General features: G+C 59.7%; 13 protein-coding genes. 7 read left to right on the top strand and 6 right to left on the bottom strand.

From position 1 onward, the window contains the following. The first annotated feature begins 6 nt into the window (after positions 1–6). The 5 genes from LZP73_RS07760 (at position 7) to LZP73_RS07740 (ending at position 7899) form a co-directional block, all read left to right on the top strand. Positions 7–918, top strand: a complete 912-nt coding sequence (locus LZP73_RS07760) for an acetoacetate decarboxylase family protein (protein WP_234233952.1) — start codon at positions 7–9, stop codon at positions 916–918. Further along, the gene (locus LZP73_RS07755; RefSeq protein WP_234233951.1) at positions 915–2516 is read left to right on the top strand and encodes a patatin-like phospholipase family protein; all 1602 of its coding nucleotides are present in this window, start codon (positions 915–917) and stop codon (positions 2514–2516) included. Before LZP73_RS07760 ends, LZP73_RS07755 begins: the two co-directional genes overlap by 4 nt. 20 nt (positions 2517–2536) lie before the next feature. Continuing rightward, positions 2537–4258, top strand: coding sequence for a GMC oxidoreductase (locus LZP73_RS07750; protein WP_234233950.1), 1722 nt, complete (start codon positions 2537–2539; stop codon positions 4256–4258). A gap of 115 nt (positions 4259–4373) precedes the next feature. After that, entirely contained in the window at positions 4374–5873 is a 1500-nt protein-coding gene (locus tag LZP73_RS07745; protein WP_234233949.1) for a metallophosphoesterase, read from the top strand. Between the two features lies 1 nt (position 5874). Continuing rightward, on the top strand, positions 5875–7899 hold the full coding sequence (locus LZP73_RS07740; RefSeq protein WP_234233947.1) for a CHAT domain-containing protein: 2025 nt from the start codon (positions 5875–5877) through the stop codon (positions 7897–7899). Between the two features lie 157 nt (positions 7900–8056). Here LZP73_RS07740 and LZP73_RS07735 read toward each other — a convergent pair whose 3' ends face one another. Next, complete coding sequence (locus LZP73_RS07735; protein ID WP_234233945.1) at positions 8057–9403, bottom strand: MATE family efflux transporter; 1347 nt, start codon at positions 9401–9403, stop codon at positions 8057–8059. 20 nt (positions 9404–9423) lie between these two features. Here LZP73_RS07735 and LZP73_RS07730 point away from each other — a divergent pair, with 20 nt between their 5' ends. Continuing rightward, positions 9424–10470: a polysaccharide deacetylase family protein gene (locus tag LZP73_RS07730; protein ID WP_234233944.1), complete on the top strand. Its 1047-nt coding sequence runs from the start codon at positions 9424–9426 to the stop codon at positions 10468–10470. 23 nt (positions 10471–10493) lie between these two features. Here the strand turns inward: LZP73_RS07730 and LZP73_RS07725 are convergent, their stop codons facing one another. From LZP73_RS07725 to LZP73_RS07705, 5 genes are all read right to left on the bottom strand, one after another. Further along, positions 10494–11120 carry an SCO family protein gene (locus tag LZP73_RS07725; RefSeq protein ID WP_234233943.1) on the bottom strand — a complete coding sequence of 209 codons (627 nt, stop codon included), beginning with the start codon at positions 11118–11120 and terminating at the stop codon, positions 10494–10496. Between the two features lie 2 nt (positions 11121–11122). Further along, entirely contained in the window at positions 11123–12028 is a 906-nt protein-coding gene (gene cyoE / locus LZP73_RS07720) for a heme o synthase (protein WP_234233942.1), read from the bottom strand. 14 nt (positions 12029–12042) lie between these two features. Next, entirely contained in the window at positions 12043–13017 is a 975-nt protein-coding gene (locus LZP73_RS07715) for a COX15/CtaA family protein (RefSeq protein ID WP_234233941.1), read from the bottom strand. Continuing rightward, positions 13017–13568, bottom strand: a complete 552-nt coding sequence (locus LZP73_RS07710; RefSeq protein ID WP_234233940.1) for a hypothetical protein — start codon at positions 13566–13568, stop codon at positions 13017–13019. Before LZP73_RS07710 ends, LZP73_RS07715 begins: the two co-directional genes overlap by 1 nt. Positions 13569–13672: 104 nt before the next feature. After that, a complete protein-coding gene (locus tag LZP73_RS07705) occupies positions 13673–14461 on the bottom strand; it encodes an SURF1 family protein (RefSeq protein ID WP_442800719.1) in 789 nt (262 codons plus the stop codon). On the opposite strand from LZP73_RS07705, the gene LZP73_RS07700 reads away from it, so the two are divergent. After that, positions 14409–14627 (top strand): DUF2909 family protein, encoded by a 219-nt coding sequence (locus LZP73_RS07700; RefSeq protein WP_234233939.1) that lies wholly within the window; start codon positions 14409–14411, stop codon positions 14625–14627. The genes LZP73_RS07705 and LZP73_RS07700 overlap by 53 nt on opposite strands. The last annotated feature ends 3 nt before the right edge of the window (positions 14628–14630 follow it).

Below are 14630 nucleotides of genomic sequence, written 5' to 3'. Positions count from 1 at the left end.
AATACTATGTTTGGTATACCCAAGAGGATCAAAGCCTATACAGGGCGTTTTTCACTGGTGGATGGCATACCGTTCAAGCTGCCGGTGGCCGCCACCCGCTCTCCGGCCCTGATGGCCGTGTTCCCCATCAATGCGGACAAGGCCAAGGATTTTCTGCCCCAGGGCATACATCCATTGCGCCTGTGGCGTTCGGCCCTGCTGGTGGTCACTGTGATAGATTACCGCGAGACCCCCATAGGCAAGTATGTGGAGTACAGCATTGCCATAGCCTGCACCCATGGCGCCAAGCCAGCGCCCAGGTTGTTGCCGGCGCTCTTCATGAACTTCTTCAAGACGGGCCAATATGTGGTCGACCTGCCCGTCTCATCGGAAATCTCGGTCAAGGGCGGCAAAGGCATCTGGGGCATGCCCAAACATCAGGGCAACCTGAATTTCAACATCTCAGATGACAAGGTCAGCAGTCAATACGATCTCAACGGCAAGCTCGTCACCTATGTCGAGATAGACAAGCCCGGCAAGGCTTGGCTGCCAATAAAGGCCCGCGCCTCCAACTACTGCTCGTTTCGCGGCATGTTGATGAAGTCGGACATCCTGCTCAATGCCAAGGCGGGGATAGGCTTGTTCGGCGGCGCCAGGGCCAGGTTTGTCATAGGGGATCATCCCCGTCTGCAGGCATTGAAAACGCTGGAGATTGGCGATGCGCTGGCGACGGCCTTCCTGCCGAGCATCACAGGCATACTGGACGATCACATAGAGAGCTGGTTCCTGGACTCGGAGCAACTGCCCAAGGTGGCGCCCGAAGGGTTCGAGTCTGTGATAGATCTCGGTCTGAGTGAAGCCTGGCTGGCCCCGCCCAGCGCGCCCATTCCCCCCCGGGACGCAGATGAGCCAACACAGCTCAAGCGGGGGGCGGCATGACGGCCCAGGCGCACACTCACACTCAGGCACATACTCCCCAAGGCGCCGCCTGTGGTGCGGGCGATGGGGTTAGCAGGGCGCTGATCCTGCCGGGCGGCGGCCTGCGCCTGTCCTATGCCGCAGGCGCCATGGCGGAGATCTTTGCCCGGGGCATGACCTTTCAGCACATGGATGGCACCTCGGGCGGTTCCTTGAACTTGGCCATGCTGTTATCCGGGCTGAAGATAGAGGAGATCTGCGATCGTTGGCGCAGCCTGCGGATGCGCGATACCTTGTCTTTGATGCCCCTGAGCAATTACCTCTGGCCGGCGAGCTTCGTCGCCGCCATGTCGGCCAAGGCCTTTCGCAACAAGGTCTATCCGCACCTGGGCATAGATTTTGTCAAAATCCGCGCCGCCGAAGGGGTGCAAGGCACCTTCAACCTCTGCCATTTCGCCGACAAGACCAATAGGGTGGTGACCCATGGGCAGATGACTGAGGATCACCTGCTGGCAGGCATGTCACTGCCGGCGACCCTGCCGCCGGTGGCGATAGACGGCGACTTGTATCTGGATTCCGGCTTTATCCAGGATGCCAACCTGCTGGAGGCGGTCAAGCGCGGCGCCAATGAGATCTGGCTGGTGTGGATCATGGGTAACCTGGACAGCTACCGCAGCGGTCCGCTCAACGCCTATGTGCAAATGCTGGAAATGAGCGCCAATGGCGCCCTGGTCAAGGAGCTGCAACAGCTTCAAGAACTCAACAGCCGTATCGAACAGGGGGAACGCCCCTATGGCCACAGTCAGGCCATCAGACTGCACTTGATCAAACCGGCCCACCCCTTACCCCTGGACTCGGCGCTGTACAGCGGCGCCATCAGCCATGATGAATTGATTGCCATGGGGCGCGCCGATGCAAGTGCTTATTTCAAGGCAATCCAACCGGAGGGGGTTCGCCTCGAACCTCAGGTACTCAAGATGACAGCAGCCAAGACGGGTCTTACATTCAACGAAACCATGCAAGGGGCATTCTCTCTGGACACAATTGAGCCGGCGGAGGGGCATGGCAGGGGTCAAGTGGCCAATACCTCGCTCGCCATGCATGCCAGCGTCGCCATAGATGAGCTGCAGGCCTTCATCGAAGACCCTGAGCATAGGGGGCGACTCACGGGCAGCATAGATTTTGCGCCTCTGGGCATGGGGATCCCGGCCAACAGCGGGGTGTTTCATCTGTTTAAACCCACAGAAGATCCGCAACTCACCCTGATGGTGTACGAGCTGGGGTTCGAACATGAGGGCGAAGCCTATTATCTGGCCGGCAGAAAAGAAGTGCGTGACGGTTCGATATTCGGCCTCTGGTCCGAGACCACCACACTCTACACCCAATTACATCAGGGCGCCGACAAATCGGGTCCAGTGATAGGTGCGGGGATACTGACACTGGGGGCCGGCGATCTGCTGAAACTCATGTCGACCCTGGGGGTGACCCAGGCCCATGGCTTGGCGGCCAAGGCCAAGACTCTGGGGGCCTTCGGCGGTTTCTTCATGCGCCAGTTGTGGGCGACCTATGTCACTCATAAACATAAAAAAGCCACACTCGACGGCTACAATGCCGACTAAATCAGGGATGGGGAAAGCATATGGATATTCAGTACGACCATGAGGCCATAGTCATTGGCAGCGGCTTCGGCGGCTCAATCAATACCTGCCGCCTGGCCAAGAAGTGGCCCGGCAGAGTCATGTTGCTGGAGCGGGGCAAGCGTTACCCCATGGGCTCGTTTCCCCGTTCTCCCCATGGGATGGCGCAGAACTTCTGGAACCTGCCGACGGATAAGTCCGGCGCTCCCAAGGCCGACGGCAAGGAGAGCCATGGCCTGTTCGATGTCCGCAACTTCGACCACATAGATGCCGTGGTCAGCGCGGGTCTGGGCGGCGGCTCGCTCATCTATGCCAACGTCTTCCTGCAGCCCCCGGATGAGGTATTCGATCACAACTGGCCGGAGGCGATCCAGAAATCGGCGTTGCAACCTTATTACGCCATCAGCAAACAGGTGCTGGGGGCCAGACCGGTTCCCCAGGGCCAGGATCCGCGCCGGAAAGTTATCCGTACCGAGCTGTTCCAGCAGTTCGCCAAGGCTGAGGGGCATGAATCCAAGTTATTGGACATCAACGTTTTCTTCGGCAATGACTTCGACAACCCCACCCCCATAGGGCTGCAGGAGAAGAACCGCTATGGCGCTGTGCAAACCTCCTGTGTGTATTGCGCCGAATGCGATGTGGGTTGCAATACCCACTCAAAAAACAGCCTGGACCTGAATTACCTGCATGTGGCGGAGCACAGCTACCAGGCCGAAATCAAGACTCAGGTGCTGGGCAGGAAAATCGTGCCACTGGATGCCCAGGGCAATGACAGTCCCGAGGCCAAGGGAGAGTTCGGCTATCGGGTGTATTGGCAGGATCTCAATGACGGCCACAGCCTGCGCAGCGCCACCTGCCGCACGGTAGTAGTGTCATCCGGCACCCTGGGCTCGAACGAGTTGCTGATGCGCTGCCGGGATGTCTATAAGACACTGCCGGGGATCAGCCAAAAACTGGGGCAACATTTCTCCGGCAATGGTGACTTTTTGTCTTTCGTGGTGGCGGGTGACAAGGCTGCCGATCCCAACTATGGGCCTGTGATCACCCAGGGCATAGATTACAACTTATTCAAAGACTTCAACCGGGAGCAGGCCTTCATCCTGGAAGACGCCAGCTACCCCAACTTCGCCGCCTGGTACACCGAGGGGATAAAGCCTGGGGTTTCCCAGTTTCATGCCCTGCTGCGCACCGTCAGGGTGATGTTCGCCCGTTTCGTGCAGGGGATCAGCACAGGACATCTTGGGTATGCCCTCAAGGAGCTGCTCAAGGGGGACTTGTCCCATAACACCAGCGTGCTCTTATGCATGGGCATAGACAAGAGCAACGGCGAGATGTCCCTGAACGACGAGGGGCACCTGCATGTGAAATGGCCCTACAAAGACAGCATGTCGCTCTACAAGGCCATTCTGGCCACCGGCGAGAGGTTCAGGAAGTGGTGCAAGGGCAAGGCCTTCATTCCCTTGCCTAACTGGCTATGGCCGATGAAACGCAACGTCACAGTGCATGCCCTCGGCGGCTGTCGCCTGGCCACCAACCCGAACGAGGGGGTGACCAGTGCCGCGCCCGAGACCTTCGGCCAGGTGTTCGGTTACCGGGGACTGTATGTTGCCGACGGTGCACTGCTGCCCACGGCCGTAGGGGCAAACCCTGTGGCCACCATTTGTGCCTTGTCCGAGCGTGTCGCCGAAGGCATTACCGGCATAGCCCCCAGCGCAGATTTGTGACATGGCCGGGCATATGCAGCCGGCCTTGGCCGTTATTCGAGACGTGATTCAATTTCTATTCGCCCCGGCGAGCGACCCCAGTGTCGTTGCCGGCGTCAGTGTGAGGTCAGAAGCTATGAGCGATTTTCCAGTTTACGATGAAGTGCATGTGATTTCAGATATTCACATGGGGGGCGCGGAGCCCAATTTCCAGGTGCTGCGTGAAACCGAGCGCCTGGCCGGCTACATAGGCTGGGTCGCAGCTCAGTGCCCCGAGGGCGATGTGGCCCTGGTGCTCAACGGCGATGTGTTCGATACCCTGGCCGAGAAGACCCAGGACTACATAGTGGTGGAGAAGGCGGTGCAGGTGGTGGAGCAGATAATGCAAAACCCCTCATTTTCCGGCATCTGGGATGCCTTGGCCGCCTTCGTCGCCGCGCCAGGGCGCACTCTGGTGTTCATCATAGGCAACCACGACATAGAGATTTCGTTCGCGACTGTGCAGCGCCTGATAGTGAAGCGCCTGGCGGGAGACGAGCTGCTCAAGCGTGCCCGCATAGAGTTTTCCACCATAGGCGCGGGCTTTACCTGCACAGTCGGTGAGTCCAGGGTCTACTGCACCCATGGCAACGAAGTCGATGCCTGGAATTACAACCGCTACGAAGATTTGGCCAAGGTAGGGCGGCGCCTGAATGCCGGTCGCGGCCTGGCGCCCAAGGAATGGGTTCCCAACGCCGGCACCCGCATGGTCAAAGAAGTGATGAATCCGGTCAAGGAGAAGTATAAGTGGATAGATCTGCTCAAGCCTGAAACCCAGGCCGCGGTGGGCACCCTGCTGGTATTGGATCCCTCCCAGGCGAGGAAGATAGGCGATCTCGTGTCTATCGTGGGTGAAAGAGTCAGTGGCAGCAAGCAAGTCAACCAGCGCCTCTCCGCCGAAGGTTTTCAGGCAAGCGAGTCGGTGGGTACGGCCCCCAAGAGCGTGGATAAATTGCTCGGCGCCAACCTGAGCCAGGGGCTAAGGGATTACCAACTCCGGGACACCCAGGATGTCGACGCCATGTTGCTGCAGAGCGAAGCCAACCTCGGCACCCCCAATGGGCAGCTGTTCGAGCAGGACGGCCAGCTGGGCACCGGCCAGTTGATCCTGGATCGCCTCACCGGCTGGCTGCGCAATATTCCTAAGGAAGAGGCGCTGCGCCGGGCGATGAAAGACTGGCTGGCGGGGGATAAGACATTCGATCACCAGGATCAGGACGATACCTACAAGGAGGTCACGGCCGTGGTCGGGGATGCCATAGATTTCATAGTCACTGGCCATACCCACCTGGAGCGCGCCATAGACATGGGCGGCGGCCGTTACTACTTCAATTGCGGTACCTGGATACGCTTGCTGCGCTTTACCGAACAGATGCTCAACGACAAGGTCGCCTTCGCGCCTGTGTATGAGGTGCTGCTAAACGGCAGCATGGAGTCCATAGACGGGGCGAGCTTCGGTGGCCAGAGTTTCGTGATGGATCAGACCAGCGCCGTGTCGATCAAGAAAACCGCCACCGGGGTGGTGGGCAGCCTGACCCATGTGCTGGCCGACGGCAGGGGTGAACCCGAAGTCATTCAAACCTTTGCGAGGGCATGAGATGGACACTACTTCCGATATCCGCAGCGTCAAACTGGAACTGTTAAGGTCCGGGCCGACCCATAATCAGCTGCTGTCGCCGCTGACCAACTATATCGCCCTCTGCGGCTCGGATGGGCCTGTGACCCTGAACATGCCCTTCGAGCACCGTCAGCTGATGATGCGCCTGAAAAGGCTCAAGTATCCATTGGACAGGGATCCTGCCACGGATGAGCAGCGTCAGGCGGAGATCCGCGACCTGGGCGAAGCCGTCGGCCACATCTTTGGCCAGGTGCCTGCGCTCATCTCAGAACTGGGGAATGCGGGCGCCACCAATGGCACCCTGGTGCACTTGAGCCTGGCCATGTCGGCCTTCGAGCTTGGGCTCTTGCCGTTCGAGGCCGCGGTGGCTGCCGATGGTTTCCCCGGCGCGGGTTCGCCCATGTTCCTGCAGATGCGCACCCCTATTTCACTCACCCGGGAAATTCGCCGTGGCCGGCCGTTGCCGATAAATTGGGCCAGGCCGCCGCGGATATTATTTATCTTCGCCGCGCCCGCCGGCCTGTACGTGCCGGCCCAGGCGCATTTGCAGGCGCTGCGGGAGGCGATAGAGCCCTGGGTCAAGCTCAAGAAGGATCCCAAAGAGCGCATCGAGGAAGTCAAGAAGATGCTGACCATAGTGCCCAATGCCAGCCTGGAGCAGATCAGGGCGCTGTCGGCGTCCACCGAGTTTACCCATATTCATATTCTGGCCCATGGCGCGCCCTTCAAGAAATCCGGCGACAAGCGCTACGGCCTGGCCCTGTGCAGCGAAGGCGGCGATCAGCCCGACATAGTCGAAGGTGAGCGCCTGGCGATAGCCCTGACCGCCAGCGATTCCGTGGGCAATACCCGCTTCCGGCCGACCCTGGTGACCCTGGCGACCTGCGACTCGGGCAACATCAATTCAGTGCTCACCCCCGGCGGCAGCATAGCCCATGAACTCAATGCCGCCGGCATTCCCTGGGTCATAGCCTCACAGTTTCCCCTGTGGATGAAGGCTTCCGCCATCGCCGCCAGGGTGCTCTACACAGGTCTGTTACAGGGCTCGGATCCCCGTTGGGTGCTGTATGAGTTGCGCCAACGTCTGCGTACCGATGCCCCCGAGACCCATGACTGGGCCAGCATAGTGGCCTACTCGACCATACCGGCCGACTTCGATCGCCAGGTGCATGCCTTCAGGGATCAACAGACTCAGGGCAAGATTGACGTGATGTTTGACAGGATGGATGAGCTGGTGTGCAGCATCACGGCGAAAAAACACGCGTCCGGAAGCTGTGACGTCGCCGAGGAGGTGCAGCGGGAGCTGACCCGGCTCGCCGCCGCCATTCGCGCCGAACTGCGGCATTGGCGCGAAGAGGGCCGGGATAAACAGTCGGCTCGGGAGCAATCGCGTCACCTGGGGCTCAGCGCCGCCAGCGAGAAACGTATCGGCATTGCCCATACCCTGATAGGGGCTCGGTCACAGGCCAATCTCGCCTACAGGGCCTGTCATGATTTCTATAAGGCAGCCTGGCGGATGGATCCCTGCAATCACTGGCTGCTCACTCAATACCTGTCCATCGTCGCCATCCTCAACCGTGGCGATGACGGGGCCGGCCTACAGCAACTGTCCGACCGCTATGGCAGCAGATGGAGTGCCGCCTTCGAGATGGCCCGCTGGGAAGCGCAAAACTGTTCGGGCAGGGAAAAGGTGTATGCCCTCAGCACCCTGGCCGAATTATGCCTGCTCAATGTGGTTTACCATCCGCAGTCGGCCGATGGCACGGCACTAAAACAACAGATAAGCGATTTTTGCCGGCAGATGCTGAATGAACCCATGGCGGATAACTTTCCCATCTTGTCTACCCTGCGTCAGTTCAGGCGCTATCTGCAGGACTGGGATAGTCCACTCTGGGCCGGGTTGGCGCAGACGGCACTCGGCGCCTTGGAGGGGGACAATCTCCTGATTAGCGGCCCAACTTCGGCTCAGTCCTGGGGGGATGCCCGGCAAGCGGTAAACACTTGATGCCGTCCTGGCCCGGCAGCATTAAGCATCAGGCTGGGATCCTGGATAAATGGATCTCAGCCGCAATCGCCCGCGCTAAGCGGGCGCCATCCAGGTTACTTTCATCCATCCCCCTTGTACTGCCTTTGCCTCGCCGAGGGCCATTATGTATCTGTCGCTACGGTATCGCTGGGAAATAGCTGTGTTTGTTCCGTTGATAATGCCAGCCCAGGGTCAGGCTCCTGGACAACATGAAGGCGCACATGGCCGCCCATAGGGCGTGGTTGCCCTGGGCCTGCAACAGGTACCAGCCGGGGAAAAATACCAGCAGGGTCGAGAACATCATGCTGTTGCGCATTATGCTGCCCTTGGCGGCGCCTATGTAGACCCCATCGAACAGGTAACAGCCGAAGGCGAGCAGGGGCATCAGCTGCATCCAGCCAAGATATTGACCTGCTGTTTGGCGCACTGCGTCTATGTCTGTGAGCAGGGCGATGAGCGCCTCGCCGCCGAGGACGAAGGCGAGGCTGAACCCCAGGGCGGCGAGCGCCGACCAACACCAGCCCAGGGTCACAGACTCCTGCAGCAGCCGGCTGTCGCGCCGGCCATAGGCGCGGCCGACCTCTGCCTCGGCATAATAGGCTATGCCATCCAGGGCATATGAGATCAGCATCAAGAGGTTGAGCAGCACGGCATTGGCGGCGACCAGGGTGTCGCCCAGGCCGGCGGCCTTGAAGGTCATGAAGGCGAAGACCGCCTGCAGGCATAGGCTGCGGATGAAGATGTCTGTGTTCAGCCGCAGCAACCGGCCATATGCCGTGAATTTGAAGTGTTGCAGCAGGCGCTTCAGATCCAGGCCTGTGCCGCGATCCAGGGCGTGTTTCACCATATAGGCCGCGATGGCGAAGGCGGTGAGATCTGCCATGACCGAGGCCAGGGCGGCGCCCCTGACCCCCAGGTCTAGGCTATAGACCAAGATAAGATCCAAGAGTATGTTGGCGCCGTTGGCCCAGATCAGCTGCCACATGGCGGCCCTGGGGGCTTGCCTGCCGAGCAACCAACCCAGCAACACCAGATTCAGTAAGGCGAAAGGGAGCGACCAGACGCGGATCTGGAAATATTGGCGGCAGTAAAACTCCACCTGGGTGCTGGCGTCGGCCAATGTCAGCGCCAGGTTCAGCAGGGGCTGCTGCAGCAATAGGATGCCCAGCCCCAAGGCCAGCGCCAGGACTGCGGCCTGTAGCAGCAGTTGCTCCTGGGTCTCGGTGTCGTTGGCGCCATAGGCCTGGGCGACCAGACCCGTGGTGGCCATGCGCAGGAAGCCGAGCAGCCAGATGATCAGGGTTATCAGGGTAGAGCCGAGCGCTACCCCACCCAGAAAATAGGCATGATTCAGATGACCTATGACGGCGGTATCCACCAGACCGAGCAAAGGAATGGTAATATTGGACAAGATCATCGGCAGTGCCAGGGTCCAGAGCTGGCGATTTTTTTGTCTGTTGAAGAGTAGTGCAACCCAGGTCATTAGTTTCTCAGAGGTTTTTTATGCTTTTACGTGTGTTAAGTTTATGTGTGGCCCTGATGGTCCCCGTTGCCGATGCGGCGGTCATACTCCAGTATCATCATGTGTCGGACACTTCGCCGAAAAGCACCAGCGTAACCCCGGCGCAATTCAGGGCGCAGATGCAGTATCTGGCGGACGGGGGTTTTAAGGTGTTGCCGCTTAAGGAGCTGGTCTCTGCCATCAAAGCCAACAAACCCCTGCCGCCATTGGCCGTGGCCATCAGCTTCGACGACGGCTACCGCAGCATAGCCGACACGGCGCACCCTATCTTAAAGGAATACGGTTTCCCCTACACATTATTTGTCTCTGTGGAGCCCATCAGGCGTGGTTTCAGCGAGATGATGAGCTGGCAGGAATTGCGCCGCCTGGCCAGGGAAGGCGCCGACATAGCCAACCACAGCTGGGGCCATGAACATCTTATCCGCCGCCTGGATAAGGAAACCCGGACCCAGTGGTTGGCGCGGGTTAGGGCCAACATCTTGTCGACTGAAGCCGAGATCACCAAGGCAACAGGGCAAGATCTCAAGATGCTGGCCTACCCCTATGGAGAATACAATACGGAGATCCAGCGCATGCTGGAGGAGCTGGGGTTTGTTGCCTTCGGTCAGCAGTCGGGCGCCGCCGGGAGTCATTCACAACTGACGGCGCTGCCGCGTTTTCCTGTCGGTGGTGCCTACGCAGATCTGGAGAGTCTGAAGGTGAAGTTGCATAGCCTGAACATGCCTGTGTTGGCCCAGACCCCGAGCGAGCCCCAACTGGCGGCGGGCGACTGGCGCCCCGAACTCAGGGTGACGCTGGATATGGCGGATATCAATCCGGGTCAATTGCTCTGCTACATCCAGGGCCAGGGGGCGAAGCAGCCCGAATGGCTCAGTGACAATGAATTCAGCATCAGAGCCGAGTTGCCTCTGCCAGCCGGGCGCTCGCGCTACAACTGCACGGCACCGAGCAAGACCCGCGGCGGCTATTATTGGTTTTCCCAGCCCTGGGTCAGACCGAAAGACGATGGCACCTGGATTGAAGAATAGGGTCAAGACATAAGCACCCGCTGCTAGTCCCTATGTCGCCGGATGATCTGGCCTAGGTCGGCGATAAGATCCTGATTGCGGATCTGCGGCGCCTGGCCCGGCGAGGCGCTGGGCTTGATGACAGCGACCCGCTCGCCGGCGGGCGATACCAGTACCATGGAGGCGCTATGATCTATCTGATAGTCGTCGCCGTCCCCCACCAGGGCATAGACGAACCCCAGGCTGCGGCTCAGTGGAAACAACTGTTCATGTCCCGCCGTGGCGGCAATGAACTCGGGATTAAAGAAGTTAATATAATCCAGTAGTTTGGCTTGAGTATCCCGCTGGGGATCCACAGAGATGAACACCACCTGGAAGGGGGCCAACGCGCTCAACTCGGGATAGGCCGCCGCCAGCTTGCCCAGGGTGGTGGGACAGAGGTCGGGACAGGAAGTGTAGCCGAGGAAAAATAGACTCCACTTGCCCATGAGCCGGGCATTGTCGAACACCTGGCCATGCTGATCCGTCAGGCGAAAGGGCGCCAGCACCCTGGCCTGGGGATATTCGAAACTTGTCCGCAGCGGCGCCGGCGCCTGTTTGTCTGTGATGGCAAGCATCAGGCCTGCGAGCCCGAACAGCAGGAGCCCCACCACCAGGAGTATTTTCTTCATCTTCAGCCCCATAGATAGTGGTCCAGCAGCAAGGCGATGAACAGCAACATCAGATGGTAGATGGAGAAGCGGAATACCTGCATCGCCAGACCAGGCTGTTCATGGAACTTGAGCTGCCAGGCCTTATAGATGAAGCCACAGCTGAGCAGGGTCGAGCTCACCAGATAGAGCGGGCCGCACATGCCCACAAGCACGGGCAAAAGACAGGCGACGGCGAGCAGCAAGGTGTAAAGCAGGATGCAGGTCTTGGTGAAGTCTATGCCATGGGTCACGGGCAGCATGGGAATATCCACCTTGGCATATTCGGCTCTCCTGTGAATGGCCAGGGCCCAGAAGTGCGGCGGCGTCCAAGTGAAGATGATGATCACCAGCAGCAGGGCGTGGCCATGAAGCTCGTTGGTGACCGCGGTCCAGCCGAGCAAGGGCGGCATGGCACCGGCCAGGCCGCCTATGACGATATTCTGCGAGGTGGCCCGCTTCAGGTAAGCTGTGTACACCAGGGCATAGCCAATGAGGCTGGCGAAGGTCAGCCAGGCGGTGAGGGCATTGACCAGAGTGTATAGGATCCCGAAGCCGGCGCAGGCCAGCAAGAGGGCGAAGGTCAATGCCCTGGCGGCGGAGACCCGCCCCTTGGGCAGCGGCCTGTTGTAGGTGCGCGCCATCAGGCCATCTATGCGCCTGTCGATCAGGTGATTCAGGGCCGCCGCGCTGCCTGCCATCATGGCTATGCCCAGCATGCCGGCGATCAGGGGTTGCAGGGGCACGGCCCCCGGCACTGCCAGGCACATGCCGACCAGCACAGTGAGCAGCATCAGCGCCACTACCTTGGGCTTGGTCATCTCAAAATAGGCGCGCCACTGGAAGGTCCACAGCGCCCGGTTCTGGGCTATCGAGAGGGGTTTGGCCATTGTGCTTACCTCGCTTATGCTTTGCGCCAGAGGGCGTAATTGATAAATACCATGGTGAGCAGCAGCAGTGCGGCCCCGCCATTGTGGGAAACGGCAATGCCCAGCGGCAAATGCAATACCACGTTGCTGATGCCCAGGCCTATCTGTAATAACAGCAGGCAGATCAACAGGGCGCCGCTGCGGCGCAGCCAGGCGGGTTGGTCGCCGGCCAGGAGCGTGACGCCAAGAGACAGCAAGATGGCGCCGGTGATCAGGGCGCCGAATCTATGGCTGACATGGATAGTCATACGGCTGGCATAATCCAACACCCCGAACTCGAAGCTGGGATGGCTACCCTGGAATGGCGAGAAGGCCCGGGCCCATTGCAGATTGGCCAGCCAGTCGCCCTCGCACACGGGCAGGGCGGTGCAGGCCAGCGCCGCATAATTGGATGAGGTCCAGCCCCCCAGGACTATCTGGCCTATCAAGGCCGCCAGTCCCACAGCCGCCAGGGTGCGGGCGCCGCGGGACACTCGTATTCGCGGCAAGGGATGGGTGCGCAGGTACAAGAGCAACAGGAGGGAGATCAGGGTGAAGCCGCCCAGCAAATGGGACATGACGACCAGGGGCATCAGCTTCATGGTCACTGTCCACATGCCGAGCGCCGCCTGCAACACTATGAGCACGGCGATAAACAGCGGCAGCTTCTTGGGCGTTTCCCCGGATCTCAGGCATAACACCAAGATCGACAGCACCAGCAGCCCCAGGGTGCCGGCGATATACCTGTGGATCATCTCCAGCCATGCCTTGGCTGGCTCTATCTCCAGGTGGGGGAAATTGTCTTGGGCCCTGGCGATTTCATGGCTCTGGGTCGGCACCTTGATATGACCGTAGCAGCCGGGCCAATCCGGACAGCCCAGGCCGGCATCCGAGAGCCGGGTGTAGGCCCCCATGAGGATCACCATGAGGCTAAAGACCAGGGTGAGTCGGAGCAACCAGGTCAATTTCATCAGCCTACCCTCGACAGTTTCAGCAACTTATGCAGATCTTTGAGCAGGGCCTTGCCCTGGGCCAAATGGGCTTCCCGGCCGGTGACAGCCGGGTAACCCATCACCAGGCTGCCGAGGGGATCGACTATGATTAGCCGCTGCGCCAGCATGGCCGCCAGCTCATCGCTGGCCTCGGCCGTGATGAAGTCCTGGCCTGCGAGCGCCGCCAGATCGCTGTCTGCCCGGGTCATGATGAGGGGCTCGACCCTGTCCCGATCCCGTCCCAGGGCGATATGGCTCTGGTGCAGTATGTAGAGCCTGTCGCTGCAAGCCTGATCGCAATGGGCCGGCAGCAGGTAGAGGATTTGCCAGCTATGGGGCAGTGGATTGGTCATCGCCAGCTTGGCATAGTCGAGGGGGGGAGAGAGGAGTTCTCCCTGGTTGGTGGCGCCCCCCTGATATAGCCCCATGCCGAGCACAAGTTTGGCTATCGCTACCGGCAGTATGAATGCCGAGAATAGGAGGACCAGCATGGTTTTGCTGCGGTTGCCGCTTTGGGTCTGGGAGTTCATTCCTGCTCCTCTCATGTTGAGGTTGCGACCTCCCACAACTGTGGGAAAGTCAGTTCTAACCTACTCCGACTCAGGGGGCATGGCAATGGCTTTTTTATCGCCAATCATGAACCATGCCTTTGTTTTTTAATGCGTATTATTAGCCATAACCCCAGGCATGCCAGCGCCGCCGCCATGGAAAACCATTGCATGGCATAGCCCCTGTGCTTCTGCGCCGACATGGGGATCGGCTGCCATGGATGGGGGAGCGTCAGCCCGGGTAATGACTCGGGTTGCAGCACGGCCGGCGCCAGTTCATGGTTCAGCAACTGAGCCAACTCGGGTAAATTCAGGTTCTGCAAACGCATGGGCCAGCCGCTTTCCGCCATCAGGGCCCGGCTCATGGGGTTTGCCTGTTTCCTGTATAGCCTGCCCGCCAGCGTCAGCCGGCCCCGCAAGGGAGTGAGCCTGGGTAACTCGTCGCGCCGCGGCCCGGCTTCGACGAATCCCAGCTCCAGCAGCAGCCAGGGCAAGCCCGGCTCGACTTCCATCGCCTGATACGCCAGATAACCCACCTTGCCCAGATAGACCTGGTTGTCGAGCAGGAACACATGTGCCAGTGCCGGGCCGGCTGTCACCCTGAGGCGATAGCCGGTCGGGTCTGGCTCGGCCCCGGAGATCAGTGTCCGATAGTCCAGTGGCGCGGCGGCCTGCCTGGTGAGCAGCTGTTGTTGCAGCAGATCTTTTTCCTCGGCCCGCGCCAGTTGCCAAAAACCTAACTTGACCAGCAGCACAAACAGACTCACAGTGATTAACACTATCAACCAGCTGAAATTACCCGGTAATTTCCGAGGAATATCCGTGAATACCCTATTTGTCTTCAAAGTGGTTTTAGTGCTGCTGCTCGGGTTCATTATCTTTAACTTGGGCCTGGCCTTGTTTGCGTTGATAAAGGGAGAACAGCGCCGCCCCATGAGCCATTATCTGGGACTGAGGGTGCTTTTCTCCGTGCTCTTGGTGCTCATGCTGTTGCTCGCCCTGGGTTCGGGTCTCATCAGCCCGAACCCCAGGCCCTACTGAGAC

This window comes from Shewanella sp. AS16, from assembly GCF_021412365.1.
GTDB classification, from domain to species: domain Bacteria; phylum Pseudomonadota; class Gammaproteobacteria; order Enterobacterales; family Shewanellaceae; genus Shewanella; species Shewanella salipaludis.
Note: the sequence above shows the minus strand (reverse complement) of the source record. Positions and strands in the feature narration are given on the sequence as shown.